Origin of the sequence: Paenibacillus sp. FSL E2-0177, assembly GCF_037992975.1 — a bacterium.
In the GTDB taxonomy this organism is placed as follows: domain Bacteria; phylum Bacillota; class Bacilli; order Paenibacillales; family Paenibacillaceae; genus Paenibacillus_AQ; species Paenibacillus_AQ odorifer.
Genome location: NZ_CP150307.1, coordinates 82492 through 108353, shown reverse-complemented (window position 1 = coordinate 108353; position 25862 = coordinate 82492). Strand labels below are relative to the sequence as shown.

General features: G+C 45.3%; 20 protein-coding genes, 1 tRNA gene and 3 rRNA genes. All 24 read right to left on the bottom strand.

What is annotated here, in order from left to right:
* Positions 1–578: 578 nt before the first annotated feature.
* On the bottom strand, positions 579–881 hold the full coding sequence (locus MHI25_RS00495) for a hypothetical protein (RefSeq protein ID WP_340394800.1): 303 nt from the start codon (positions 879–881) through the stop codon (positions 579–581).
* Positions 882–1940: 1059 nt separating this feature from the next.
* Entirely contained in the window at positions 1941–2828 is an 888-nt protein-coding gene (locus MHI25_RS00490) for a hypothetical protein (RefSeq protein WP_340394799.1), read from the bottom strand.
* Positions 2825–3016, bottom strand: a complete 192-nt coding sequence (locus MHI25_RS00485; RefSeq protein WP_340394798.1) for a hypothetical protein — start codon at positions 3014–3016, stop codon at positions 2825–2827. Before MHI25_RS00485 ends, MHI25_RS00490 begins: the two co-directional genes overlap by 4 nt.
* Positions 3017–3343: 327 nt before the next feature.
* Positions 3344–3625: a hypothetical protein gene (locus MHI25_RS00480; RefSeq protein ID WP_340394797.1), complete on the bottom strand. Its 282-nt coding sequence runs from the start codon at positions 3623–3625 to the stop codon at positions 3344–3346.
* 577 nt (positions 3626–4202) lie between these two features.
* A complete protein-coding gene (locus MHI25_RS00475) occupies positions 4203–5255 on the bottom strand; it encodes a tyrosine-type recombinase/integrase (RefSeq protein WP_340394796.1) in 1053 nt (350 codons plus the stop codon).
* Between the two features lie 133 nt (positions 5256–5388).
* A tRNA-Ser gene (locus MHI25_RS00470) sits at positions 5389–5477 on the bottom strand.
* A 67-nt stretch (positions 5478–5544) separates the two neighbouring features.
* A complete protein-coding gene (gene serS, locus MHI25_RS00465) occupies positions 5545–6831 on the bottom strand; it encodes a serine--tRNA ligase (RefSeq protein ID WP_038568043.1) in 1287 nt (428 codons plus the stop codon).
* A 74-nt stretch (positions 6832–6905) separates the two neighbouring features.
* On the bottom strand, positions 6906–7502 hold the full coding sequence (gene pdxT / locus MHI25_RS00460) for a pyridoxal 5'-phosphate synthase glutaminase subunit PdxT (RefSeq protein WP_340394795.1): 597 nt from the start codon (positions 7500–7502) through the stop codon (positions 6906–6908).
* Positions 7503–7520: 18 nt separating this feature from the next.
* Positions 7521–8402, bottom strand: a complete 882-nt coding sequence (pdxS, locus tag MHI25_RS00455; RefSeq protein WP_036679980.1) for a pyridoxal 5'-phosphate synthase lyase subunit PdxS — start codon at positions 8400–8402, stop codon at positions 7521–7523.
* A 112-nt stretch (positions 8403–8514) separates the two neighbouring features.
* Entirely contained in the window at positions 8515–9909 is a 1395-nt protein-coding gene (locus MHI25_RS00450) for a D-alanyl-D-alanine carboxypeptidase family protein (RefSeq protein WP_076187220.1), read from the bottom strand.
* Between the two features lie 125 nt (positions 9910–10034).
* A complete protein-coding gene (guaB, locus tag MHI25_RS00445) occupies positions 10035–11492 on the bottom strand; it encodes an IMP dehydrogenase (RefSeq protein WP_340394794.1) in 1458 nt (485 codons plus the stop codon).
* 432 nt (positions 11493–11924) lie between these two features.
* A 5S ribosomal RNA gene (gene rrf, locus MHI25_RS00440) occupies positions 11925–12041 on the bottom strand.
* Positions 12042–12169: 128 nt separating this feature from the next.
* Positions 12170–15095 (bottom strand): 23S ribosomal RNA (locus MHI25_RS00435).
* A gap of 232 nt (positions 15096–15327) precedes the next feature.
* Positions 15328–16885, bottom strand: a 16S ribosomal RNA gene (locus MHI25_RS00430).
* The 16S, 23S and 5S rRNA genes sit together here, the layout of an rRNA operon.
* Positions 16886–17290: 405 nt before the next feature.
* Positions 17291–18808 carry a lysine--tRNA ligase gene (gene lysS / locus MHI25_RS00425; protein ID WP_076277918.1) on the bottom strand — a complete coding sequence of 506 codons (1518 nt, stop codon included), beginning with the start codon at positions 18806–18808 and terminating at the stop codon, positions 17291–17293.
* Between the two features lie 248 nt (positions 18809–19056).
* A complete protein-coding gene (gene greA, locus MHI25_RS00420) occupies positions 19057–19536 on the bottom strand; it encodes a transcription elongation factor GreA (RefSeq protein WP_036678719.1) in 480 nt (159 codons plus the stop codon).
* Between the two features lie 201 nt (positions 19537–19737).
* Positions 19738–20754, bottom strand: a complete 1017-nt coding sequence (gene dusB, locus MHI25_RS00415; protein WP_076130084.1) for a tRNA dihydrouridine synthase DusB — start codon at positions 20752–20754, stop codon at positions 19738–19740.
* A 33-nt stretch (positions 20755–20787) separates the two neighbouring features.
* Complete coding sequence (locus MHI25_RS00410) at positions 20788–20997, bottom strand: helix-turn-helix transcriptional regulator (protein ID WP_076099929.1); 210 nt, start codon at positions 20995–20997, stop codon at positions 20788–20790.
* Positions 20949–21500 (bottom strand): 2-amino-4-hydroxy-6-hydroxymethyldihydropteridine diphosphokinase, encoded by a 552-nt coding sequence (folK, locus tag MHI25_RS00405; protein ID WP_076186832.1) that lies wholly within the window; start codon positions 21498–21500, stop codon positions 20949–20951. The genes MHI25_RS00410 and folK overlap by 49 nt, the downstream gene beginning before the upstream one ends.
* An 11-nt stretch (positions 21501–21511) precedes the next feature.
* Positions 21512–21874: a dihydroneopterin aldolase gene (gene folB, locus MHI25_RS00400; protein WP_076138480.1), complete on the bottom strand. Its 363-nt coding sequence runs from the start codon at positions 21872–21874 to the stop codon at positions 21512–21514.
* A 30-nt stretch (positions 21875–21904) separates the two neighbouring features.
* Positions 21905–22762 (bottom strand): dihydropteroate synthase, encoded by an 858-nt coding sequence (gene folP, locus MHI25_RS00395; RefSeq protein ID WP_076186830.1) that lies wholly within the window; start codon positions 22760–22762, stop codon positions 21905–21907.
* The gene (locus MHI25_RS00390; RefSeq protein ID WP_339281540.1) at positions 22759–23640 is read right to left on the bottom strand and encodes an aminotransferase class IV; all 882 of its coding nucleotides are present in this window, start codon (positions 23638–23640) and stop codon (positions 22759–22761) included. Before MHI25_RS00390 ends, folP begins: the two co-directional genes overlap by 4 nt.
* On the bottom strand, positions 23637–24218 hold the full coding sequence (gene pabA / locus MHI25_RS00385; RefSeq protein ID WP_036678733.1) for an aminodeoxychorismate/anthranilate synthase component II: 582 nt from the start codon (positions 24216–24218) through the stop codon (positions 23637–23639). The genes MHI25_RS00390 and pabA overlap by 4 nt, the downstream gene beginning before the upstream one ends.
* Positions 24215–25828 carry an anthranilate synthase component I family protein gene (locus MHI25_RS00380; protein ID WP_339170692.1) on the bottom strand — a complete coding sequence of 538 codons (1614 nt, stop codon included), beginning with the start codon at positions 25826–25828 and terminating at the stop codon, positions 24215–24217. The genes pabA and MHI25_RS00380 overlap by 4 nt, the downstream gene beginning before the upstream one ends.
* Between the last annotated feature and the right edge of the window lie 34 nt (positions 25829–25862).

Sequence of the window (25862 nt, the reverse complement as noted above, 5' to 3'; positions counted from 1 at the left end):
AAGCCAAACTATTATCCTAATGGAAGTGCATACGCCTTAATACTATCACTCCTTAATCCTAGTCTTCCGATAATATACCTTATCTGAATTGGGGGAGGGGGATATTCGCCGGAACGGACCACGCAAACTATTTAGCGGCATACGCAGGATAAGGCAAGAAACCCCAGTTTTTCAGGGGGTGCTTTACTCGGATAAAGTGTATTCTCCCCTATTCTGATGGAGGTGGGGGGGCTAAACTAGATGAATATACTTCCGATATTATATTAAAATCGGCGGCTACAAAAAAATCGGGGCCGACGGCGGTATTTTAGGGACAAAAAACCCCGCGAAGTCTGGACGAGAAGTCAAAACAATAAAAAAAGTAGGGCTTCACTCTGCTATAAGTGATTGACCTACTTTACCTTAATGTTATTCATTCCTCACACAAGAGGTGCTTATTTACGAATTCTCTATTTTCACAAACAGCATCATCAAGAAAATCCCTTATAACCTCTGACTTACCTAACCCTGTAGCTAACGCATACAATTCGATGAATTTGTCTTGAGTAGCGGTTATGCTAAATGTAACTCGTTTGATATTATCCAACATAATCACCGCCAATCTCTGGTTCCGCTCCCTCCAATGCCTTCAAAACAGCCCTCTTAGCTTCAGCCATATGTTCTCCCATCCTGCTAATATTGAGCAACTGGAATAACATTGGCAAGCATCTCATTCTGACTATTCTTATCTTTCCCCCTTCAGCAGACCTTATATAGTCAATAGAGTTTCTAACCCCCATATCATTACCAGCGACTTTTATGATTTCTTCTTCTGATAGCCCTGTCACCCTAGATATGCTTTGTAAGTCTGCATAATTAACTCTGTGATGGTTCATTACCATAGGATTCTTAACAGTCAGTACCCTAATACCGTCTAGAATTTCTTCTCTAATTAATTTCAGCTCAATAATATGAATCTTCTCCTTCTATTTAATAAAAACGTACGGAGAGGAGATACTCCTCTCTATATATGAAGTAAATGAATTGGGATACACAGTCATAACTTCCTACTCGCATTCGATTGATGCTGTTTATGTGCAAATCTATTTATATTAAATAGTGCTTCTATAAATCACAAGCTATACAGCTTAGTGATTTAATCATCTTAGCTTAGTGTCTTAGCATGGGCATAGCTAGATGATTATTATTTCAAGGTCTCATAGCTTGATGATAACGACCTGCCTATGATTATGTATTCATCAGGGGGCAACATTCTACTAAGCAACATTCTGGTTGGCAATATTTTGGTTGGCAATATTTTGACAAGCCCATAACATCTTTCCACCTGAATCTTAGCGCCCGCCACCACCAGGAGTAATTTCGTGAGCGCTTAGATTAAGACGACCACTTGCATAAGGTATATCTTATCCATTGGCAAGTAGAGTATTGTTTGGATATTAATACGTCATATTGTTTATTCCTTTGCCAATGCATATTTGATTTTAAACATGCGGATATATTTCATTCCAGTTCAGGCGGTAAGTACCCTAACCATTTAACTAAGATGGCTGGGTACTTCAATCATATATATGTTATATCATTATCTCAGCTATATATTCTTTGCTAATGCCTATAATTTGAATCGTCAACAGGGACATGTTGAATAAGATTGACGATTGCTTGCTTCGCGGTAAACGGATTTTTTTGGGTAATAAACAACCTAACACCTTTGCCTAAGGTTATAACTTTAATAATTATATATATCTTCTAAGATAAGAGAGATACTACTTTTGGGAAATCCGTGAAACCCTTATGGCTCTAAGGCTGAGACCACTTTAAAGTTTGCAAAAATACCCCTCGGTTGTTCAATATTCCTGCAAAAATACCCCTCGATTGAGATTGCATTTCCTCTTAAAAATTTGTGAATATCACTTTCCGGTACATGGTACAGGAACAGCGCATTAATTACGGCTCTGTTCCGTCAAAGTAAAGTCTGCTTTCACTAGTTCCGATGCAATACCTCGATAGAATAATGATGGATTGACTTTGTAAACACTGTTCTTGCCAGCCTTAAACGAGCCAAAAACATGCTCGCCAGACAACTTAATTCTAAGATGTTCCTTGACATTCTTTTCATCCATACCAGTGATTTCTACTACATCCCTTAGAGATAGTGCTTCTGCACTGGATAAATCCTTTTCGTAAGGATGCCTTACAAGGTGATTACTTTCAAAGTGCATATATGGGAGTATGCGATATAAGAAACCAATATCAGCGGGCTTTATATCCTGCTGACAGTACAGTTCATGCATAGCTTCGATGAAAATCTTGACTAGCTTGTTCTCTTTGCTTGTTCCCCTTAGGCAATAGGCTTTACTGATGTAAAGCGCTTCATATTCTTTCTTAAATAAAGAAACCCTCTGGCTTTGTATTAAGCCTAGTTCCATGAACTTTCTGAGCAAGTTGGAATATGTTCTCTTATCTCTTATCCTTAGTACTTCCGCTAGTCCCTTCTCCGTCATAGGTTTTCTTGCATCTAACGACATTTTAAGCATGTTGTCATAACCTATATATGATTGAAGCACCAAGAAATACCCCAACTCCTTTGTACTCAACCTTCCCATTGTCGCTACTTGTCTTGCCCCTTCCATATTCACCATTGTAAATGGATTTTCCGTCCTGTTCCTGTAAGTCTCCAGCTTCCCCCTCCTTCTAGCCGCTTCCCGCATCTCAGGAGTTATTACTATGCAATCGGTTCGTTCTTCCCCATTCCCATCTATTACTCTATTAACTCTACTTCTCTTTAATCTTTTGTCTGCTTCTTCGAGTAGCTCACGCGCTATAGTCATTCTTTTCCCGCTCCTGCCGCCATAACTTTATTAGCTTCAATCCATTTAGCCACTTCTTTAAGCTGATACCTAACCATGTTGTATGATAATTTGACTGAAGGTAATCCCTCAAGTTTCCATCTGCATAGCGTACGCTTAGAAATGCTGTACTTCTCACACACTACTTTTGAACTCACTAAACTTTCCATTTCCACTTCTCCTTTGATTAATCTTCTATAGTAGAACTTTGATTCGTCCTAATATGCCTTATTCAGACACATCTATATATTTAAGAAGACAGCTTCAGAATTCCCCTCATAGTCGAATGAAATTTAAACTCATAATGGATGCTGGAGAGGGAAGCGGGAACAAAACATGTAGAATGTTGATAATGCCAAAGTCGCGGAAACAGAGAAAAAGACGACCTCCGTTTAGGAAGTCGCCTATACAATCAAATATTAGATTTTTAAGGAGAAGTATAGTCTTCTCTTTCTTACTGAAATCCGAGGAATTTACGGCGGCGGGAAAGATAAATATTAGCCCTGCTTTTTCTTCCAGTTTTCAACAAATTCAACGAACTCTTCTTTTGTATCCCTTCCTAGTGCGAGCCTATCTAAACCGCGAACTAAATCGTAATCAGCATTAAATCGCCCTCCACATGTGTAAGGCTCTAAGATTATATCTTTAAGCATGATTGTCATATCGTCTAACTTTGTACGAGCATTTTCAGCATACTGAAAATACTCACCAACCATCTCCAGTAACCTCAAAGCTTTTTCATCTTCGATAATGTGCTCTAACGGCTTTATAGAACTCATAACCCTCACTCCTATTAATCATGTTTGTTGTTCCGCAACTTTCTCAATCTACTCGTCTTTTCTTCTCTTTTGACGACTTCATTTGTTCTGCCGTCAGTTTCTTAATAGGTTCTGGTTTAGAATGTTTCCTTAAAGTCTTTATCCTTCTGTGTTTCTCAATTCCAATGATTCTACTCTCTTGCTTAAAATGTGCCCCTCCTCAAAGTTATTTCTTAAACTTTTGCTCAATCAGATACAATATGGCACCAAATAACATTCCAATTACAAACCAATATGTTTTCAAAAATTCTTTAAATCCATTACTTAGATTAGTATCAAAATGGTTAAGAATATTGGTTAAAAACATAGCAAAACACCCCCCTTACTAAAAAATAAGGGGGGTAGTAAAGTTATATTATAGTTGTATTTTAAGTGGTATTCCCTCCCATATTATATCATAAAAAATAACGCTAATGTTAGCCTATATAGTGCTCATCATCTTATCTACAGCAACGTTTACATATTTTCTGCAAATGCCCAGAAGTTCAGGTGGCAGTTACACCATCTTCCCAGCTATACCTTAGTCTGTAAACACCGCTCAGTCTCCTCTGTTCATAAACTTCTCGTATTGCTCACGAACATCAGCAACATCTTGATTAACATAACGGTTGACCATCTCCATTGAAGAATGCCCAAGCAATCGACGTAATGAAAAAGGGTCTCCTGTTGCCTTTATATAACGAGTAGCAAATGTATGTCGGAATGTGTGAGGGCTTATACGAACCCCTGTAACCTTTGCCTTCTTCCCTATGAAGCTGATACATCTGGTTGCCCAATTCTTATCTAACGGCTGACCATATTCATTTAAGAATAAATTTGGAGCTTGTCCGTTCATCTCATGCCAAGCCAGGTAAATAACCAATAGCTCTTGGGTTCTTACTCCAAAGTAAACTGTTCGAGCTTTTCTAGTTTTAGCTGATTCTGCACGCACGGAAGCAGAGCGATTCTGTAAATCAACTTCCTCTACAAATATTCTCATACACTCTCCAATACGTACTCCTGTATCAAGCAGAAAAGACATCAATAATGCATCACGCAGTCCTAAGAAGGTAGTCAATTCACAGCAATTAAAAAGCTTCCGTTCCTGTGCCTTTGAAATTACTTGGAAGTCTTCTTCAGGTACTTTCAATAATTCTACATTCTCAAAAGGGGATTCTCTAATAATCCCTTCACTTATAGCCCAATTAAACATTGCCTTAACAGTACGTAATCTGATATTTATTGTTGAGGGCTTCAACTTCTGCACTGTCAACATAGAAGAAATCCATACACGAATGACATCACGGTTAGGTACAAAGTTATCAAGACCGCTGTACTCCGCTGCTAAGAAACGCCGAAACCAGTTCATATGCTTCCTATAGTCTTCTAAGGTGCGTTCTGCCGCCCCTGCCGCTTGTCGTGCGGCGTAGTAGCGGTTAAATAGCTTATCCAGTGTCAACGTATCAGGGCAAGGTTTCTCGGCTTCTTGAAGCGCGGAGCGGGGCGTTTCCAAGACCGAAGAAGTAAGGCGGTCTAATAACCGCTGAGGTATGTCTAAATTATTCTTTCTTTGCCCCCGTTTATGGGCTGTTTTTCCTGTGTTCACATTCATATTAAATACCTCCCGTTAGATTCTCCTCTAACGGTCACGAACACAAAAAAACGCACCAGACCGCTGTTCAACAGTCTAGTGCGTTTCAATCATAATCACCGCAAATCCTTATGCGGCGTGTCATGTAAAGGAATGGCGGAGAGGATGGGATTCGAACCCATGTGGGCTTGCACCCTAACGGTTTTCAAGACCGCCCCGTTATGACCGCTTCGGTACCTCTCCAAATGCATTTAAATTTCACATGCATTAGGATTGTACCATACAATGCAAAGAAAAAGCAACTATATCTTTAAATAGTTTTTGGTTGTATCGATTTTACATTGCGCATATAAGGTTGTAGGCATTCTGGAATCAGAACACTGCCATCCTCTTGCTGATAATTCTCAAGAATTGCAGCAACCGTACGTCCAACAGCCAAAGCAGAGCCGTTCAGCGTATGAACAAATTCAGGCTTCGATTTTGGATCCTTACGGAAACGAATATTTGCCCGGCGTGCTTGGAAGTCTTCTGTATTTGAGCAAGAGGATATCTCACGGTACATCCCACTCTCAGGCAACCACACTTCCAAATCGTACGTCTTAGCCGATGTAAAGCCCATATCAGCCGTACATAACCCAAGTACACGATAAGGCAGTCCTAACAGCTGTAGCACACTTTCAGCGTCTGCTGTCATTTTTTCTAATTCCTCATAAGAGGATTCAGGGGTGGTGAGCTTCACCAACTCTACCTTGTTGAATTGATGCTGGCGAATCAAACCGCGAGTATCACGGCCCGCCGAGCCCGCCTCAGAACGGAAACAAGAGCTGTAAGCTACATGGTATTTAGGCAGGTCAGCTGCCGTCAAAATCTCTTCGCGATAGTAGTTCGTTACCGGTACTTCAGCTGTAGGAATCAAATAGTATTCGGTATCCCGCAGCTTGAACAGATCCTCTTCGAATTTAGGCAGTTGTCCTGTACCATACAAGCTGTCTTTGTTTACAATGTAAGGCGGCAGCATTTCCTCATAGTTATGCTCACCACTGTGAAGATCCATCATAAAGTTAATCAGCGCCCGTTCTAGACGTGCTCCAAGTCCTTTATAGAAAACAAACCGGGATCCTGTAACCTTTGCTGCAGCTTCAAAATCAATAATATCAAGCTGCTGCGCAAGCTCCCAATGTGATTTCGGAGTGAATCCGAACTCTTTGGGCTCCGACCAGCGGCGTAATTCAACGTTATCATCCTCGGATTTCCCTACTGGAACTGAATCATGAGGAATATTAGGGATATTCATAGTAAGATCAGCAATCTGAGCTTCCAGTTCACGTACTTCATCATCAAGCTCTTTAATTCGGTCAGATACTGTACGCATTTCTGTAATTAGATCATCTGCTGGCTCGCCGTTCTTTTTCTTTTTCGCTACTTCACCTGAAACTGTATTACGACGGTTCTTAAGACCTTCGGTTTCTTGCAGTAATTCACGTCGACGCAAATCAAGTTGTGGAAAATCAGCAATTAAGTCCAGTGATTTGCCCCGTTTTTCTAAAGCCTCTTCCACTCTTGCGTAATCACTACGTAGTATTTTTACATCTAACACAAAGTTTCCCTCCTGAAAACAGCCTAAACTCTTTCAAAATGCTGATTACAGCTTTGAAAGAGTCAGGATGTTCTTTATATGCGATTTTGTTGTTGGACTTCCCTATTCGCCTCTACCATATCGGCAAAATATTGGTGCAGTCTGAAATCATCGGTCAGTTCTGGATGAAAAGAACACACCAGCAAGTTGCCTTCGCGCGCGGTTACAATCTCATCATTATAGACTGTAAGCACATCAACTCCCGGTCCTACCTCGTTGATAAGCGGTGCACGTATAAACACAGCACGAACCGGCTCATCAATGCCTTTAACCTCCAGATCACATTCAAAGCTTTCCCGTTGGCGGCCGAATGCATTCCGGGCTACGGTAATATCCATCAGCTCCAAATGCCCCGGTTCACCACCGGCAATTTTTTTGGCCAGCACAATCATACCCGCACATGTGCCAAAAATAGGCTTGCCTTGATTAGAAAAATCACGGATGGCTTCTATGAAGCCATATTTCCGCATTAGCTTTCCAATCGTTGTACTTTCTCCGCCGGGGATAATCAGGCCTTCAACCTCTTCTAGCTGCTCCACACGCTTGATAGGCACGCCTTCTGCACCGGTCTTCTCTATACTAACAATATGCTCCGTAACAGCGCCTTGCAGCGCCAATACTCCTATCTTCATCCTACAACCTTCTCTCTATTAACGGCCACGCTCCGACATACGTTCAGCCGGGGTGAGAGTTGCAATATCAATCCCCTTCATTGGTGCACCAAGGTTCTTGGATACTTCAGCAATCAGTTTGTAATCAGTATAGTGTGTAGTGGCTTCAACAATCGCACGCGCAAATTTCTCAGGATTGTCCGATTTAAAAATACCCGAGCCTACGAATACACCATCAGCACCCAAATGCATCATAAGAGCAGCATCTGCAGGAGTAGCTACACCCCCAGCGGCAAAGTTAACAACCGGCAGTTTGCCAAGCTCATGTACTTCGAGCAACAGCTCGTAGGAAACTCCCAGGTTCTTTGCTTCATTATATAGCTCGTCCTTGGACAAATTCGTTACTTTACGGATTTGACTGTTGATAAAGCGCATGTGACGCACGGCCTCAACAATGTTGCCTGTTCCTGGTTCACCTTTTGTACGGATCATGGAGGCACCTTCGTTAATACGTCTCAGTGCTTCTCCCAGATCCTTCGCTCCACATACAAAAGGAACGGTGAACTCATGTTTATCAATATGGAATACTTCATCAGCAGGAGTAAGAACTTCACTCTCATCCAAGTAATCAACACCCAAAGATTCTAGAACTTTCGCTTCTACATAATGGCCGATACGAGCCTTAGCCATAACAGGGATACTTACCACCTTGAGAACCTCTTCTACAATTGTAGGATCGGCCATCCGTGCTACACCGCCAGCTGCACGAATGTCAGAAGGTACGCGTTCCAGAGCCATAACAGCAACTGCACCAGCAGCCTCAGCAATTTTTGCTTGCTCTGCATTCATGACGTCCATAATGACGCCGCCTTTTTGCATTTCTGCCATGCCTCTTTTAACTCGCGATGTACCTGTTTCCATGTCCTAACCCCCCGAATGATCTATCTTAATCTAACTTGTAATTTTACCCCAATGAAGGGAAATCTACAACCCATTTACTCGGATTTACTGCTGATTTCGACACCAAACTGCATTAGAACAAGTTCTTGATCCCTGAAAATAAATCACCGAAGAAATCGCCAATCGCTCTAAGGAACAACTTGAACCAGCCAGCCTTCTCAGCTTCCTCTACTGTGATCAGATTAACTGTTTTCTCCTGTGCTGCTTGCATGCCTTCAGCCTTGTAGGAATAGGTAACTTTACCTACTTTAGAGGATTGAGCTATAGGAGCAACCAAAGTTGCAGGGTCATTTGTTACAACAGTTGTAGTAACTTCAGGAGAAACCGTTCCCTTAGGAACAATGAAAGAAACTCCTTCATCAGTAACTATAGAAACATCTTTATTCTTTCCTTTCAGTACCGGAACTGTTTCCGTGCCAGCAATAACAGCCTTCGGAGCTACAACCTGTTTGATTTCAAAGTTGTTAAATCCGTAGTCGAGCACTTTTTTTGTTTCTGTGAATCGATGTGCCTCCGAGTTAGCACCCATAACAACACTGATTAGACGCATTCCATCACGCACAGCAGTACCTGTAAAGCAGTTACCTGCATTTGTGGTATGGCCAGTCTTCAGTCCATCTAGACCTGGATAAGCATATGCCTTAAAGTTGGGAATACTTTTGTTAGCTTCCAGCATCCAGTTGTAGTTAATGATCGGCGCTGTATCCCGATCACGGAATTTATAAGACTGAATCGTTGTAAATTCAGTGAAGTCCGGGTGGTCAGTAACTATAAATTTAGCAAGAGTAGCTGCATCTCTAGCTGACATTACAGTCTCTTTATCAAGATCAGGACGGAATTTCTTCGGCATGTCTGCCCGATCAAGTCCAGTTGAGTTAATAAAATAGGTATTTTTCATGCCCATCTTCTGTGCAGTCTGATTCATTAGTTCTACAAATTGTTCTTCTGAACCCGATACCAATTCTGCCAAAGCAACCGTGGCATCATTCGCCGATCCTACAGCCATCGCTATGTATAGCTCTTTAACCGTATGTTCATCTCCAGCCGCCAGAAAAATTCGTGATCCGACCTGTTTGGAAGCATTCTCTTGAATGATAACCTTTTGATCCCAAGAGATGTCTCCTTTTTTCACGGCATCAGATACAAGATATTCAGTCATCATCTTGGTCATACTCGCAGGTGGGAGTGGTGTATCTGGATTTAGAGCCATAAGTACTTGGCCTGTAGTTGGTTCTATTAGAATAGCAGAACTCAATTCCAAGTTAAGAGATTCCACAGAAGGGATCTTAACTGCGTTGGTCTTGGGTGCAGTTTCAGTAGCAGTTGCGGCACCTTCGGTTGTAACCGGAGTTTTGCCCGCTTCAGCCAATGCTGGAATTACAGGGTTCATTAACATATTTAAAAGCAGACCTACAGTCGCTGTCTTAATTACAATTTGCTTACCATTAAATTTTCGTTTGTGCTTCAATGATTACGACTCTCCTTTAAATCTCATATCAATAGCTTGTTCTATTCTAACACAGGGGTACCCGCAAAAAAAGACAGACAGGACGAAATAGTCCTGTCTGTCCAAAAAATAATACGGTTAGTCCATTATACGGAATAGTTTGGTGCTTCTTTTGTAATTTGCACATCATGCGGGTGGCTTTCACGAAGTCCAGCACTTGTGATGCGAATGAAAGAAGTATCGTTACGCAGTTCTTCCAATGACTTCGTACCGCAATAGCCCATACCTGAGCGCAATCCGCCGATCAATTGATGAACGGTATCCGAAAGAGGCCCTTTAAAAGCGATACGACCTTCAATTCCTTCAGGAACAAGCTTCTTATCATCATCTTGGAAATAACGGTCTTTACTGCCTTGTTTCATGGCACTCATGCTGCCCATACCACGATATACTTTAAATTTACGGCCTTGATAAAGCTCGGATTCCCCCGGGCTTTCTTCTGTACCTGCAAACATACTTCCCATCATTACAGCATGAGCACCAGCTGCGATAGCCTTAGTGATCTCCCCAGAATACTTAATACCGCCATCAGCGATAATAGGAATTCCGTACTCACGAGCAACTGTCGCACAATCATAAATGGCTGTAACCTGAGGTACGCCGATACCAGCGATAACGCGTGTTGTACAGATCGATCCTGGTCCAATACCTACTTTAACTACTGATGCACCAGCTTCAATAAGTTCACGGGTTGCTTCGCCTGTAGCTACGTTACCAGCAACAATCGTAAGATCAGGATACAGCTCACGAATTTGGCGAACCGCTTCAATTATATTAATGTGGTGACCATGTGCAGAATCGACGACGATCAAGTCCACACCAGCTTTTACTAATGCTGCAGTACGTTCGAAGGTGTCTTTAGAGATACCAACAGCTGCTCCAACAAGTAGACGGCCATGTGCATCTTTGGCTCCGTTAGGGAATTGAATAGCTTTTTCAATATCCTTAATGGTGATGAGGCCCTTAAGAATATTATTCTCGTCCACAAGAGGAAGCTTCTCGATCTTATGACGTTGCAGGATACCTTCTGCTTCCTGAAGGGTTGTACCCACAGCAGCTGTTACAAGATTCTCATGTGTCATAACTTCTTTAATTTGAATATTGAAATCATGAATAAAGCGTAAGTCTCTATTAGTCAGAATACCGACAAGTTTATTGTCACTGTCTACAATCGGCACTCCGGAAATGCGATATTTACCCATTAAAAGCTCTGCATCAGATACCATGTGTTCTGCCGTAAGTGAGAATGGATTCGTAATAACTCCGCTCTCGGAACGCTTCACACGATCTACTTCTTCCGCTTGCTGCTCTATAGGCATATTCTTGTGTATAATCCCGATGCCACCCTCACGAGCAATTGCAATGGCCATGGCTGCTTCTGTGACTGTGTCCATACCTGCACTCATAAGTGGAATATTCAACTTCACATTCTTACTTAGAACTGTGGTCAAATCCACTTCTTTAGGCAGTACCTCAGATTTACGCGGAACCAGCAGCACATCATCAAAAGTTAGACCTTCTTTACCAAACTTATCTTTCCACACCTGGGTCATTCCTCCTCGGTTGTTTTAAATTATACCCGCCTACAAACTTTATGAAAGAAGAACCTTTGACTCCAGTCCATTCACGACAGACAATTCTGTACATCTGGGGGCTGAACAAGTGTAGATCTTCAATTAAGGTTTGAGATGCTTATCCAAAAATATATTATTGCCATCTTAGCAAAGGGCATTTGGACTGTCAAGAACATTACATCATCAGAGTAGGTATTCAAAAAACGGCCGCCGAGTAAGCGAATTATTGGACGTTAGTCCGTGCTGAGAGGACAATTTAGTGTGTTAAAAATTTACAGTTTGCCTCTGTTCACCTTTTAAACCACGCTTATCTCCATCTTAGTATCTCAAAATATAGCCCAATGAATTCTCTATTTACATAACAAAAAGACCACTGTCGATTACTCAACAGTGGTCTTGCGTGCTTGGCAACGTCCTACTCTCCCAGGACCCTTCGGTCCAAGTACCATCGGCGCTGGAGGGCTTAACGGTCGTGTTCGGGATGGGTACGCGTGGAACCCCTCCGCTATCGCCACCAAACATGCGTCTGTGAAACAGACGCTGCCGCGTGAAATTCGGTTCATCACCTGAAGTGACAATGAATTTCTAAGCGTGTTACAGGCTTGATGCCTGAAAACTGAATCCGAAACGAATCTGCATTCTACGTATAGGATAAGCCCTCGACCGATTAGTATTGGTCAGCTCCATGCATTGCTGCACTTCCACCTCCAACCTATCTACCTCGTCGTCTTCAAGGGGTCTTACTAATTGGGAAATCTCATCTTGAGGGGGCTTCACGCTTAGATGCTTTCAGCGCTTATCCCGTCCGTACGTAGCTACCCAGCCATGCTCCTGGCGGAACAACTGGTGCACCAGCGGTACGTCCATCCCGGTCCTCTCGTACTAAGGACAGCTCCTCTCAAATTTCCTGCGCCCACGACAGATAGGGACCGAACTGTCTCACGACGTTCTGAACCCAGCTCGCGTACCGCTTTAATGGGCGAACAGCCCAACCCTTGGGACCTACTTCAGCCCCAGGATGCGATGAGCCGACATCGAGGTGCCAAACCTCCCCGTCGATGTGGACTCTTGGGGGAGATAAGCCTGTTATCCCCAGGGTAGCTTTTATCCGTTGAGCGATGGCCCTTCCATGCGGTACCACCGGATCACTAAGTCCGACTTTCGTCCCTGCTCGACTTGTAGGTCTCGCAGTCAAGCTCCCTTATGCCTTTGCACTCTGCGAATGATTTCCAACCATTCTGAGGGAACCTTGGAACGCCTCCGTTACTCTTTAGGAGGCGACCGCCCCAGTCAAACTGCCCGCCTGACACGGTCCCCGTACCCGGTAAGGGCACTAGGTTAGAACCTAGATACGATCAGGGTGGTATCCCAACGGCGCCTCCACCGAAGCTTGCGCTCCGATTTCTACGGCTCCCACCTATCCTGTACAGATCGTACCCAAATTCAATATCAAGCTGCAGTAAAGCTCCATGGGGTCTTTCCGTCTTGTCGCGGGTAACCTGCATCTTCACAGGTATTAAAATTTCACCGGATCTCTCGTTGAGACAGCGCCCAAGTCGTTACGCCATTCGTGCGGGTCAGAATTTACCTGACAAGGAATTTCGCTACCTTAGGACCGTTATAGTTACGGCCGCCGTTTACTGGGGCTTCGGTTCATAGCTTCGGGTTACCCCTAACCACTCCCCTTAACCTTCCAGCACCGGGCAGGCGTCAGCCCGTATACTTCGCCTTGCGGCTTCGCACAGACCTGTGTTTTTGCTAAACAGTCGCTTGGGCCTTTTCACTGCGGCCCCCTCGTGCTATTCACACTACCGGGGCACCCCTTCTCCCGAAGTTACGGGGTCATTTTGCCGAGTTCCTTAACGAGAGTTCTTCCGCGCGCCTTAGAATTCTCTTCTCGCCTACCTGTGTCGGTTTGCGGTACGGGCACCTTCTCCTGGCTAGAGGCTTTTCTTGGCAGTGTGAGATCATGACCTTCGCTACTATAATTTTCGCTCCCCATCACAGCCCAGCCTTATCGATGTGCGGATTTGCCTACACATCAGCCTCACTGCTTAGACGGACATCCATCAGTCCGCGTCACTACCCTCCTGCGTCACCCCATCGCTCATAGCGGATTACGGTGGTACAGTAATTTCAAACTGTTGTCCTTCGACTACGCCTTTCGGCCTCGCCTTAGGTCCCGACTTACCCTGAGCGGACGAGCCTTCCTCAGGAAACCTTGGGCTTTCGGCGGATCAGATTCTCACTGATCTTTTCGTTACTCATACCGGCATTCTCACTTGTGTAGTGTCCAGCGCTCTTTTCAGTACACCTTCAACCCCTACACAACGCTCCCCTACCCCAGATACATACGTATCTAGCCATAGCTTCGGTGGTGTGTTTAGCCCCGTTACATTTTCGGCGCAGAGTCACTCGACCAGTGAGCTATTACGCACTCTTTCAATGGTGGCTGCTTCTAAGCCAACATCCTGGTTGTCTGTGCAACTCCACATCCTTTCCCACTTAACACACACTTGGGGACCTTAGCTGATGGTCTGGGCTGTTTCCCTTTTGACAATGGATCTTAGCACTCACTGTCTGACTCCCGGCAATAAGTATATGGCATTCGGAGTTTGACTGAGCTTGGTAATCCTTGCGGACCCCGCACCCAATCAGTGCTCTACCTCCACTACTCTTATACCGAGGCTAGCCCTAAAGCTATTTCGGGGAGAACCAGCTATCTCCGAGTTCGATTGGAATTTCTCCGCTACCCCCACCTCATCCCCGCACTTTTCAACGTACGTGGGTTCGGGCCTCCAGTGCGTGTTACCGCACCTTCACCCTGGACAGGGGTAGATCACACGGTTTCGGGTCTACGTCCACATACTAATTCGCCCTATTCAGACTCGCTTTCGCTGCGGCTCCACCTTCTCGGCTTAACCTTGCATGTTAAACGTAACTCGCCGGTTCATTCTACAAAAGGCACGCCATCACCCATTAATAGGGCTCTGACTTTTTGTAAGCACACGGTTTCAGGTTCTATTTCACTCCCCTTCCGGGGTGCTTTTCACCTTTCCCTCACGGTACTGTTTCACTATCGGTCGCCAGGTAGTATTTAGCCTTAGCAGATGGTCCTGCTGGATTCATACGGGGTTTCACGTGCCCCGCACTACTCGGGATCCGTCTCGGAGAGAATACAGTTTAGGTTACAGGGCTTTTACCTCTATCGCGGGCCTTTCCAGACCTCTTCGCCTACCATATTCCTTTGTAACTCCATGTGAGACGTCCCACAACCCCTAAGAGCAAGCTCTTAGGTTTAGGCTGTTCCGCGTTCGCTCGCCGCTACTGACGGAATCACTATTGTTTTCTCTTCCTCAGGGTACTTAGATGTTTCAGTTCCCCTGGTCTGCCTCTACATTTCCTATGTATTCAGAAATGAGTAACTGCGAATTACCACAGCTGGGTTTCCCCATTCGGACACCCCCGGATCAAAGCTTGCTTACAGCTCCCCGAGGCAGTTTCGTTGTTCGCCACGTCCTTCGTCGGCTCCTGGCGCCTAGGCATCCTCCGTGTGCTCTTATTAGCTTAACCTTGATTCTTCCGAAGAAAAATCTCACTAATAACATTTACTTGTTTACACAAGTTGCTAAAAGATGTTCTAAAACGCAAATTCGTTTCGGTATCCAGTTTTCAAGGATCAAGTCTTACTTGAGAGCTTAAACTCTCAAAACTGAGCAACGAGTGAGTAACAGGCCTAAACCTGAGTTTTGGAAGCTTAGCTTCCGATTTGAATGTTCTCATTGCAGAGAACGATTCTCCATAGAAAGGAGGTGATCCAGCCGCACCTTCCGATACGGCTACCTTGTTACGACTTCACCCCAATCATCTACCCCACCTTCGGCGGCTGGCTCCCTTGCGGGTTACCCCACCGACTTCGGGTGTTGTAAACTCTCGTGGTGTGACGGGCGGTGTGTACAAGACCCGGGAACGTATTCACCGCGGCATGCTGATCCGCGATTACTAGCAATTCCGACTTCATGCAGGCGAGTTGCAGCCTGCAATCCGAACTGAGACCGGCTTTGATGGGATTGGCTCCACCTCGCGGCTTCGCTTCCCGTTGTACCGGCCATTGTAGTACGTGTGTAGCCCAGGTCATAAGGGGCATGATGATTTGACGTCATCCCCACCTTCCTCCGGTTTGTCACCGGCAGTCACTCTAGAGTGCCCAGCATTACCTGCTGGCAACTAAAGTTAAGGGTTGCGCTCGTTGCGGGACTTAACCCAACATCTCACGACACGAGCTGACGACAACCATGCACCACCTGTCTCCTCTGTCCCGAAGGCCGCTGCTATCTCTAGCAGATTCAGAGGGATGTCAAGACCTGGTAAGGTTCTTCGCGTTGCTTCGAATTAAACCACATACTCCACTGCTTGTGCGGGTCCCCGTCAATTCCTTTGAGTTTCAGTCTTGCGACCGTACTCCCCAGGCGGAGTGCTTACTGTGTTAACTTCGGCACCAAGGGTATCGAAACCCCTAACACCTAGCACTCATCGTTTACGGCGTGGACTACCAGGGTATCTAATCCTGTTTGCTCCCCACGCTTTCGCGCCTCAGCGTCAGTTACAGCCCAGAAAGTCGCCTTCGCCACTGGTGTTCCTCCACATATCTACGCATTTCACCGCTACACGTGGAATTCCACTTTCCTCTTCTGTACTCAAGCCACCCAGTTTCCAGTGCGACCTCAGGTTGAGCCCAAGGTTTAAACACCAGACTTAAATAGCCGCCTGCGCGCGCTTTACGCCCAATAATTCCGGACAACGCTTGCCCCCTACGTATTACCGCGGCTGCTGGCACGTAGTTAGCCGGGGCTTTCTTCTCAGGTACCGTCACTCCGGTAACAGTTACTCTACCGGACGTTCTTCCCTGGCAACAGAGCTTTACGATCCGAAAACCTTCATCACTCACGCGGCGTTGCTCCGTCAGGCTTTCGCCCATTGCGGAAGATTCCCTACTGCTGCCTCCCGTAGGAGTCTGGGCCGTGTCTCAGTCCCAGTGTGGCCGTTCACCCTCTCAGGTCGGCTACGCATCGTCGCCTTGGTGGGCCGTTACCCCACCAACTAGCTAATGCGCCGCAGGCCCATCCCTCAGTGACAGATTGCTCCGTCTTTCATTCTTCTCTCAGGAGAAAAAAGAAATTATCCGGTATTAGCTACCGTTTCCGGTAGTTATCCCAGTCTGAAGGGCAGGTTGCCTACGTGTTACTCACCCGTCCGCCGCTGAGTTGTTTTGAAAGCAAGCTTTCAAAACAACTCCGCTCGACTTGCATGTATTAGGCACGCCGCCAGCGTTCGTCCTGAGCCAGGATCAAACTCTCCAATTAGTATTGAAAAGAGCGATATGCTCATTTTGAAACATCTGACGAGAAAATTAATTCTCTAATTTTGGATTTCACTTACGTGATTTCCTACTCACTCGTTGTTCAGTTTTCAAAGATCAAGTTCTCGTTGGCGCCGTTTAATGTCTCAGCAGCAACTCTTATACTATATCATGTTCGGCTATTTAATGTCAAGCTCTTTTTTAACTTCTTTTTCGAGCTCGGCATGTGTACTTATTGGCCGGACTTAGAATATATCATGTATGGAGATGCATTGCAAGAGTTTTTTTGAAACTAATATTAAATCTCTACATTCTATAGGAGCAATGAAGTGAAAGCACCGCTTCTAATCAACAGTAGCTGAGAGAACTGCCCTTAGACAGCTCCCTTAAGCCCTGTGTTCTATAGATACTATTCAGTACGGTTACGCATATGTGGAAACAGCAATACATCGCGAATCGATGCAGAATTGGTAAGCAGCATGATCAAACGGTCTACGCCGATTCCCAGTCCGCCAGTAGGTGGCATACCATATTCCAGGGCGCGGATGAAATCATCGTCCATCTCATGAGCTTCGTCATTACCTTGCTCTTTCTCCTGGATCTGTGCCTCAAAGCGTTGACGTTGGTCAATCGGATCATTCAATTCACTAAATGCATTAGCGTGCTCACGACCCACAATAAACAGCTCAAAACGATCGGTAAAGCGTGGATCCTCATCGTTTTTCTTCGCAAGTGGTGAAATCTCAACAGGGTGTCCCATTACAAAGGTTGGCTGAATTAGAGTTTCCTCTACAAATTGCTCGAAGAAAGCGTTAAGGATATGACCGAACGTCATATGTTTCTCAACAGGCACACGATGTTCTTTTGCCAAAGCTTGTGCTTCGTCATCTGTCATGTGAACGCTGAAATCAACACCGGTTACTTCTTTAACAGCATCAACCATAGTTACACGACGCCATCCTGGAGACAGATTTACCTCTTTGCCTTGGTAATCCAGCAGTTGTGTACCTAATACCTCTTGGGCAATATGTGCAATCATATTCTCCGTGAGATTCATGATGTCCTTGTAGTCGGCATATGCTTCGTACAACTCAATCATAGTGAACTCTGGATTATGACGAGTCGACATTCCCTCGTTACGGTAGACACGACCGATTTCGTACACTTTTTCCAAACCGCCAACGATAAGGCGTTTCAAGTGAAGCTCGATAGCAATCCGCATATACAGCTGCATTTCAAGTGTGTTGTGGTAAGTAATAAATGGACGCGCAGCTGCTCCACCGGCGATCGTATGAAGTGTAGGTGTTTCAACTTCAAGATAACCAAGTGAATCCAAATAACGACGCATCGATTGAATAATTCTTGAACGGGCAATAAAGGTCTGTTGAACTTCCGGATTAATAATCAAATCAACATAGCGCTGGCGATAACGCAGTTCTACATCTTTAAGACCATGATATTTTTCAGGAAGTGGCAGCAGGGATTTGGACAAGACTTCGAGATTATGCACTTTGATGGAGGTCTCGCCTGTTTTGGTTTTGAATACTGTTCCACGAACGCCGATAATATCTCCCAGATCGAGAACATTAAACGCCGTGTATTGAGTTTCAGGAATGCTGTCTTGACGAACATAAAGCTGAATTCTTCCGCTAAGGTCCTGGATATGCGCAAAGCTGGCTTTACCCATAACGCGTTTTGCCATAATACGCCCAGCAATGCTCACTTCAACAGAAAGCTCGTCCAATTCCTCTTTGGAAAGTCCATCATACTTAGCTACGATATCGCCAGCGTTAGCTGTGCGCTCGTATTTTTTGCCAAAAGGATCAATACCAAGTCCTCTTAGCTCGTCCAGTTTGGCACGGCGGATCTGCAAAAGCTCACTAAGTTCGTTCTCTGCATTGTCCACATTGTTCATTTCCTCGGTCATGCGATTCATCCCCTTATAACTCAGTAATATCATATACACAAGAAGAAACGGCTCCGTCTCCATAGTTAGAGGACAGTCCCGTTCCAGCTCAAAATATAAGCAGTTTGTTTTACCTATCGTTTCTGGATGATTTGAAAAAAGCTTCCCTAAGGAAGCTTTCCCAAACATGTTCCCTTATCTACCTATGTACAGTGAAGTGACTAATACATATGGCAGCACATCTATTTACAGACATTAAGGTCTGTATATTACTTCATTCTGATATCGAGAATTTTATATTGAATAACTCCTGCAGGTGTAGAAACATCAACTACCGTACCTATTTTTTTTCCGATAATAGCTTTGCCTACCGGACTTTCGTTGGAAATCTTGTTATTCAGTGGATCAGATTCTGCTGTACCTACGATCGTATACTCCATAGTGTCCCCATATTCCAAATCCTCGACACTTACAGTAACACCAATACTTACTACGTCAGTAACGATCTCGTCGCTATTGATGATACGCGCGTTGCGAAGCATCTTCTCCAAAGTGAGAACGCGTCCTTCGATAAAAGCTTGCTCATTCTTCGCGTCTTCATACTCCGAGTTCTCACTGATATCTCCGTAGCCAATCGCTACCTTAATCCGTTCAGCAACCTCACGGCGTTTTACGGATTTGAGGGTCTCCAGCTCATCTTCCAGACGTTTTAGCCCGTCCGGCGTAAGGATGACTTCTTTATCGCTCATCTCAACCGATTCTCCTGTCGTATACAATTATTGAAAACACCATACTATATGCTAATCTAGAAGGATAAGAACCCTCCCTGCTGCATTGCTCTTACTGTAACGGCGATTTTATACTGTGAAATTATATTGGAACCGCTACAAAATGTCAATGACACCACATATAAAGTCAGATGTGTTCAAATATCAGCAGAAAAAAGGCGATTATACAGCAGAAGAAGACATTTCAATGCCCTTGCTCTCTTCTTCATGCTTTAATTGAACGACAAAATCATTCAATATCCTCACCATTCCATCGCGTTTTGTTTCTGTCATAAGGACATCCTTCACTCTAGCGGCAGCCTTCAAGCCTTTTAAATACCAAGCCATATGCTTACGCATCTCACGGACAGCTACAGCTTCTCCCTTAAGAGCTACCAGACGATCCATATGAAGAATAGCAACCTTAATCTTCTCATCCAAACCAGGTTCAGGCATAAGCTCGCCGGTGCTCAAATATTGAATGGTACGATACAACATCCAAGGATTACCGAGTGCTCCACGGCCGATCATTACACCATCGCAGCCAGTCTGATCCAACATAGCCCGAGCATCTTCAGGTGTATTAACATCCCCGTTGCCAATAACGGGAATGGAAACTGCTTCTTTTGCCATCTTGATGTAGTTCCAGTCCGCATGGCCTGTGTAAAGCTGCTCGCGGGTACGACCGTGTACGCTGACAGCCTTACCCCCGGCACGTTCAACCGCACGCGCATTATCTTCGACAAAAATATGCTCGCTATCCCAGCCAATCCGCATTTTCACGGTTACCGGTTTATCGACAACATCGACAACCGCAGAGACCATTTCATAGATTTTGTCGGGATTCAAAAGCCAGCGGGCTCCCGCATCACATTTAGTCACTTTTGGCACTGGGCATCCCATATTGATATCGATAATATCAGCATTGGTTTCTTTATCAACGACTTTAGCTGCTTGTACCAGTGATGCTCTATCCCCGCCAAAAATCTGCAAACTAAGCGGTTTCTCCCGTTCATCTACAAACAACATTTCGCGAGTACGTGTATTTCCGTGAATAATGGCCTTATCGCTTACCATTTCCGCACAGACCAGACCTGTACCAAATTCCTTAGCGATCAGACGAAAAGCCGGATTGCACACGCCAGCCATAGGTGCCAGAACAACCTGATTTTTCATCTCAATATCGCCAATCTTCAGCATTCGTATCACTTCCTGCCTTTTAATTCTTGGAAATTATGAGTTGGGATCCACAAGCTCTTCTGTTGTAACCCCTAGAACATTCGCAATTTTATCTAAAATTTGATCTTCTAATCGTCTGTTACCCCTCTCGACTGCACCAAGCACAGCCAAGGAAATTCCGGCAAGATCCGCAAGATCCTGTTGAGTATACCCTTTTAGCTTACGGAATGCCCTGACCCTCCGTCCCAAACGCTTGTTGTCCACAACCGAATTCCTTCCTTCCCGTCTATGTCTTGAAGCGCTGCTGTAATCAGCTTGCGAAGTCCGGAAGATTGTTCATTCTGTGGAACGATGTCACTGAGCGGAAACAATACAAAAGCACGCTCTAACATGCGTGGATGCGGTAACGTTAAATGTGGTGTATCGAGCATCTGACCCTCAACCCACAACAAATCCAAATCTACCGTTCTCGGTCCATAGCGGATATCCCGGATACGACCCAACTGCGTTTCAATCCCCAACATCACTTCCAGCAAGGACTCGGGCGCAAGTGTCGTTCGCAAAGCTGCTGCCATATTGAGAAACTGCGGCTGATCTAAATAACCAACTGGCTCTGTCTCGTAAACTTTGGAGCAGCGGACCACCGATATTTCATCATGAGCGTCCAGTCTGTTCAAAGCCTCTGACAGTGTGCCCTCGCGGTCACCCAAATTAGCCCCTAAAGCAATATAAGCCTCTGATTCTTCAGAGGTGGAATGTATATTCATGGACCTTGTTCTCACTTTCTAGTTCTGCGCAGCTCTACAGTCACTCCCTGAAAATGAATGTCGAAAGGCGGATGAGGTTTAGTTACCTTAACCGTTACTGCATTGATAACAGTATAAGTGTCCAGTACGGAGGATGCAATATATTCTGCCAAAGCTTCAATCAACTTAAAAGACTTTATTTCGACAATATTTTTGACTAATTCATGAACTTCAGCATAATTCACAGTTTGATTCAAATCATCATTCAAGCCCGCACCCTGCAAATCAAGCTCAAGCTCTAAATCAATGTAAAAACGTTGTCCCAGCTTACGCTCTTCCTCAAATACACCGTGGTATCCGTAATATTCCATGCGATGCATTGTCATTTTATCCATGATTAATCCGCCCTTTTTCGTAAAATATAGCTATTCACGCACCACTGGAGGTGCAGCATACAACATCGCATCACACATCTTAACCGTTCGTTTAATTAGAGATACATCATGTACACGGACGATCTGGCAACCCTGAGCAATACCAAAAGCTACTGTAGCTGCGGTGCCTTCCACAACATCATCAGACGGCAAATCAAGTACCGTGCGGATGAATTTTTTGCGGGACGTCGCCAGTAACAACGGATAGCCTAACTCAGTCAACCCGTCTAAAAGCATCATTGCCTGCAGGTTTTCATTATAATCTTTAGCAAAGCCGATACCTGGATCCAATATGATATTGGCCGGCTTAACACCTGCGGCTAACGCAAGATCAATACTTTCCTTAAGGTCAGCCGACATATCCGCACTCAGATTCGTATAATTACGGTCCTGCCGGTTATGCATCAAAATAATAGGACAGTCAGCAGCAGCGGCCACTGCCGCCATTTCCGGATCAGCCTTACAACCCCATATATCATTAATGATATGGGCACCCGCAGCCATAGCTTGGCGGGCTACTTCAGCTTTATAGGTATCGATGGATAACGGAAGATGAGGTGCCGCCTTATGAATACTCTCGATCACAGGCAATACACGGGCTAACTCCTCTTCAAGTCCCACCGGTTGATGACCAGGACGAGTAGATTCACCGCCGATATCAATAATATCAGCACCCTCTGCAGCCATACGCAGCGCATGCTCAACGGCTTTGTCCGGATGATCCCAAAGTCCTCCATCTGAAAAAGAATCAGGGGTAACATTAAGGATGCCCATAATCAATGTTCGATTTCCTAACTCCAAGTCTGTATTTCCACAACGGTATGTCCGCTTAAAGAGGACTGGTCTCATTTCGCAATCGCCGTCCTATCTCTATATAATGAAATCAAGCCAGCAGTAATTGTTCCACACTGGCCAGTACCTATAGTAAATCTTGCATCTCCGTGCCACACCCCGGTAACAGGAACAATTTCTTGTACGGAATTGGTAAGAAACACTTCATCAGCAGCTTTCAACTGCTCCCAGTGATATGTTCCTTCTTCAACACTAAGGCCTACACTAAGAGCCAGCTCCAGCACCATTTCCCGGGTAATTCCCGGAAGAATGCCTGTGGTGAGATCTGGGGTATAGAGCCTGTTGTTTTTAATAAAAAAGATGTTGCTGACAATGCCCTCCGCAATAAATTCTTCTGCCGTCAGCATTAGTCCTTCAGCACCATTTGCCGCAGAAGCATACCCTCTAAGCTCACGCTTAGCCAGAATGTTATTCATATAATGCAGCGACTTGAATCGCACAGTTCCCTCAGGAGTATTACGCCGCAAGGACAACAGCTGCAGCTCTTTGCCTTCACTGTAAAGATTATCTGATACTTTCGGCAGCGCTTTGATGTACAACAAATGATTGGGCTTTTGATAATCACCAGCAGGTAATCCGAGAATATCCTCACCGGCTGTTACGGTATAGCGTATATAAGCTTCTTTTAATTCATTTTTGTCCATAACGCGCTTAATCCAGTCAAGTAGATGTGCCGCTTCTGCCTCAAATGGAATGCCCAGTTCCTTGCACCCCTCTGCCATACGCTTCAAATGACGCTCCAGCAAAAAGGGAACTCCCCCATAGGTCCGAAAGGTTTCGAACAAGCCAATGCCGTACAAAAAGCCGTGATCCAAGGCAGAAACCACGGCTTCTCTGGCGTCAATGACACCATTGTTAAATCCTATATATTTCATGCCGTTTCTCCGGCTCTCCGTTTCAAGAAGTTACGCAGCATCGTATGACCATGATCCGTAATAATAGATTCCGGGTGGAACTGTACACCTTCAATAGGGTATTCTTTATGGCGCAATGCCATAATCTCCCCTTCTTCAGTCTCAGCCGTAATCTCCAAGCAATCTGGGAGACTCTCCCGCTCTACAATCAGTGAATGATATCGGGTAGCTGTAAAAGGAGACTCCAGACCTTCAAAAACTGAGGTCCCGTTATGGTAAATAGGCGATGTCTTCCCATGCATCAAACGCTCAGCACGGATGACATTGCCACCAAATGCTTGTCCAATCGCTTGATGTCCAAGGCATACGCCGAAGATCGGAATGATCCCCTTGAAATGATGCAACAATTCCAGACTAATTCCCGCTTCATTTGGTGTACATGGGCCTGGTGAAATTAGAATATGGTCAGGTGCCAGCTTTTCAATCTCTTCGATGGTAATTTCATCATTGCGGTGCACTTTAACCTCTTCCCCAAGCTCACCTAAATACTGTACGAGGTTATACGTAAAGGAATCATAATTATCGATGACCAAGATCACAGTGCTACTCCCCCTTCGGCTTCGCTGGTAGCTGGCAATTCCTGCTGCAGTTCACTACAGAGTACTGCCTTCACTACCGCTTTGGCTTTATTATGGCATTCACGGTATTCACGGTAGGGATCGGAATCGATCACTATGCCGGCACCTGTCTGAATATATCCGACCCCGTCTTTTACAGCCAGCGTTCTTATAATAATATTTAATTCCATATTGCCGTTATAGTCAATAAAACCCATCGAACCTGTATAGGGTCCACGTCGAACCGGCTCCAGTTCTTCGATAATCTCCATTGTCCTTACCTTGGGAGCCCCTGTGATGGTTCCCCCCGGGAATAAAGCTGCGATAACCGCATAAGCGTCTTTATCCGGCGCAATCTGGCCCTCTACCTGCGAAACGAGATGCATCACATGAGAGTAGCGCTCCACCGTCATCAGCTCCGGCACGCTGACGGAACCGTATGCAGCGACACGTCCGATGTCGTTGCGTTCCAGATCGACAAGCATGATATGCTCGGCGATCTCTTTTTCGCTCCCGCGAAGCTCCGCCTCCATGGCGGCATCCTCCGCGGGAGTGAGTCCCCGGCGCCGGGTGCCGGCGATGGGCCGGGCGCTCACTTTGTCCCCATGCAGCTTGACGAGCAGCTCTGGTGAGGCGCTGGACAGCGCGAAGCCGGGCGACCGCAAGAGCCCCATGTACGGGGACGGGTTGAGCTTGCGCAGCCACTCGTAAACATCCTCCGGCGAGGACTTCAGCTGCGCCTCCTGGCGCAGCGAGAGATTCACTTGGAATACATCGCCTTGGCGGATGTATTCCTGAACGTCCAGCACTGCTTGCTGAAACTTCTCAGGCGAGAAAGCCGAAGCCATGCCCGGCCACTCTCCTGATGAAACTGTAAGGGCCTCAATGCTGCCCACAGCCTCATCATCCAATCCTGCAGCTGAAGATATCAGCTGCCACTGCTCTACCATTTGCCCAGCCTGTTCTATACTGCCAAGATAGAGATTTTGCAGATCCTCCAGCCCACAGTCTGCTGGAACTGGAACGTGGACAGCACAATACAGCACATGCTCTTCGTGATCATAAATCCATATCTCGTCAAACCTCATAAAAAGATAATCAGGAAAACCAGGATCATCTTGGGCAAGAGACGGCAATCGTTCCAAAGAACGAACCACATCATAACCAAGGAATCCAATACATCCACCAGAGAAAGGAGGAACATCTTCATCCTTTAACTTAGGCGACGTAAAATCCGACATCCATTGCTGCAGTAGCTCCAGCGGTTGTCCATGCAGTGTTGTTGCCTCAGGTGTCCTCTCCTCGTCCACTGATGCTGATTCCAAAGATTCAGTAGGGAAGCTAAATACTTCCGCGTTATCCTCCTTGCCTTTCAATATCGAAACAGGATTTAAGCCCAAGTACGTATAACGGCCACCCTTACCACTTTCTAAAACTACAGAATACTGGGAAGCTAACTCCCAGGCTTGCTCCCAGGACGCGGGTAATTCGTTGGTGCACCGGGGGGATTTTATAATCAAGGGAAACATGCTCCAGTCTTCAGCAGCCCATTGTTCCCACTCGTTCCAGGTTGTTATGATTTCCAAAGCCATCCTCCTAAAAGTTTTATGAAGCCATTACTTCGTA

What these genes read in the sequence shown, in the direction of transcription:
- MHI25_RS00490 (WP_340394799.1), bottom strand. Translation starts at nt 2,828, where the DNA reads ATGACTATAGCGCGTGAGCTACTCGAAGAAGCAGACAAAAGATTAAAG.
- pdxT (WP_340394795.1), bottom strand. Translation starts at nt 7,502, where the DNA reads ATGAAGATAGGAGTATTGGCGCTGCAAGGCGCTGTTACGGAGCATATT.
- MHI25_RS00390 (WP_339281540.1), bottom strand. Translation starts at nt 23,640, where the DNA reads ATGAAATATATAGGATTTAACAATGGTGTCATTGACGCCAGAGAAGCC.
- MHI25_RS00475 (WP_340394796.1), bottom strand. Translation starts at nt 5,255, where the DNA reads ATGAATGTGAACACAGGAAAAACAGCCCATAAACGGGGGCAAAGAAAG.
- folP (WP_076186830.1), bottom strand. Translation starts at nt 22,762, where the DNA reads ATGAGACCAGTCCTCTTTAAGCGGACATACCGTTGTGGAAATACAGAC.
- MHI25_RS00380 (WP_339170692.1), bottom strand. Translation starts at nt 25,828, where the DNA reads ATGGCTTTGGAAATCATAACAACCTGGAACGAGTGGGAACAATGGGCT.
- folB (WP_076138480.1), bottom strand. Translation starts at nt 21,874, where the DNA reads ATGGATAAAATGACAATGCATCGCATGGAATATTACGGATACCACGGT.
- folK (WP_076186832.1), bottom strand. Translation starts at nt 21,500, where the DNA reads ATGAATATACATTCCACCTCTGAAGAATCAGAGGCTTATATTGCTTTA.
- MHI25_RS00485 (WP_340394798.1), bottom strand. Translation starts at nt 3,016, where the DNA reads ATGGAAAGTTTAGTGAGTTCAAAAGTAGTGTGTGAGAAGTACAGCATT.
- pdxS (WP_036679980.1), bottom strand. Translation starts at nt 8,402, where the DNA reads ATGGAAACAGGTACATCGCGAGTTAAAAGAGGCATGGCAGAAATGCAA.
- dusB (WP_076130084.1), bottom strand. Translation starts at nt 20,754, where the DNA reads ATGCTGAAGATTGGCGATATTGAGATGAAAAATCAGGTTGTTCTGGCA.
- greA (WP_036678719.1), bottom strand. Translation starts at nt 19,536, where the DNA reads ATGAGCGATAAAGAAGTCATCCTTACGCCGGACGGGCTAAAACGTCTG.
- MHI25_RS00495 (WP_340394800.1), bottom strand. Translation starts at nt 881, where the DNA reads ATGGTAATGAACCATCACAGAGTTAATTATGCAGACTTACAAAGCATA.
- MHI25_RS00480 (WP_340394797.1), bottom strand. Translation starts at nt 3,625, where the DNA reads ATGAGTTCTATAAAGCCGTTAGAGCACATTATCGAAGATGAAAAAGCT.
- lysS (WP_076277918.1), bottom strand. Translation starts at nt 18,808, where the DNA reads ATGACCGAGGAAATGAACAATGTGGACAATGCAGAGAACGAACTTAGT.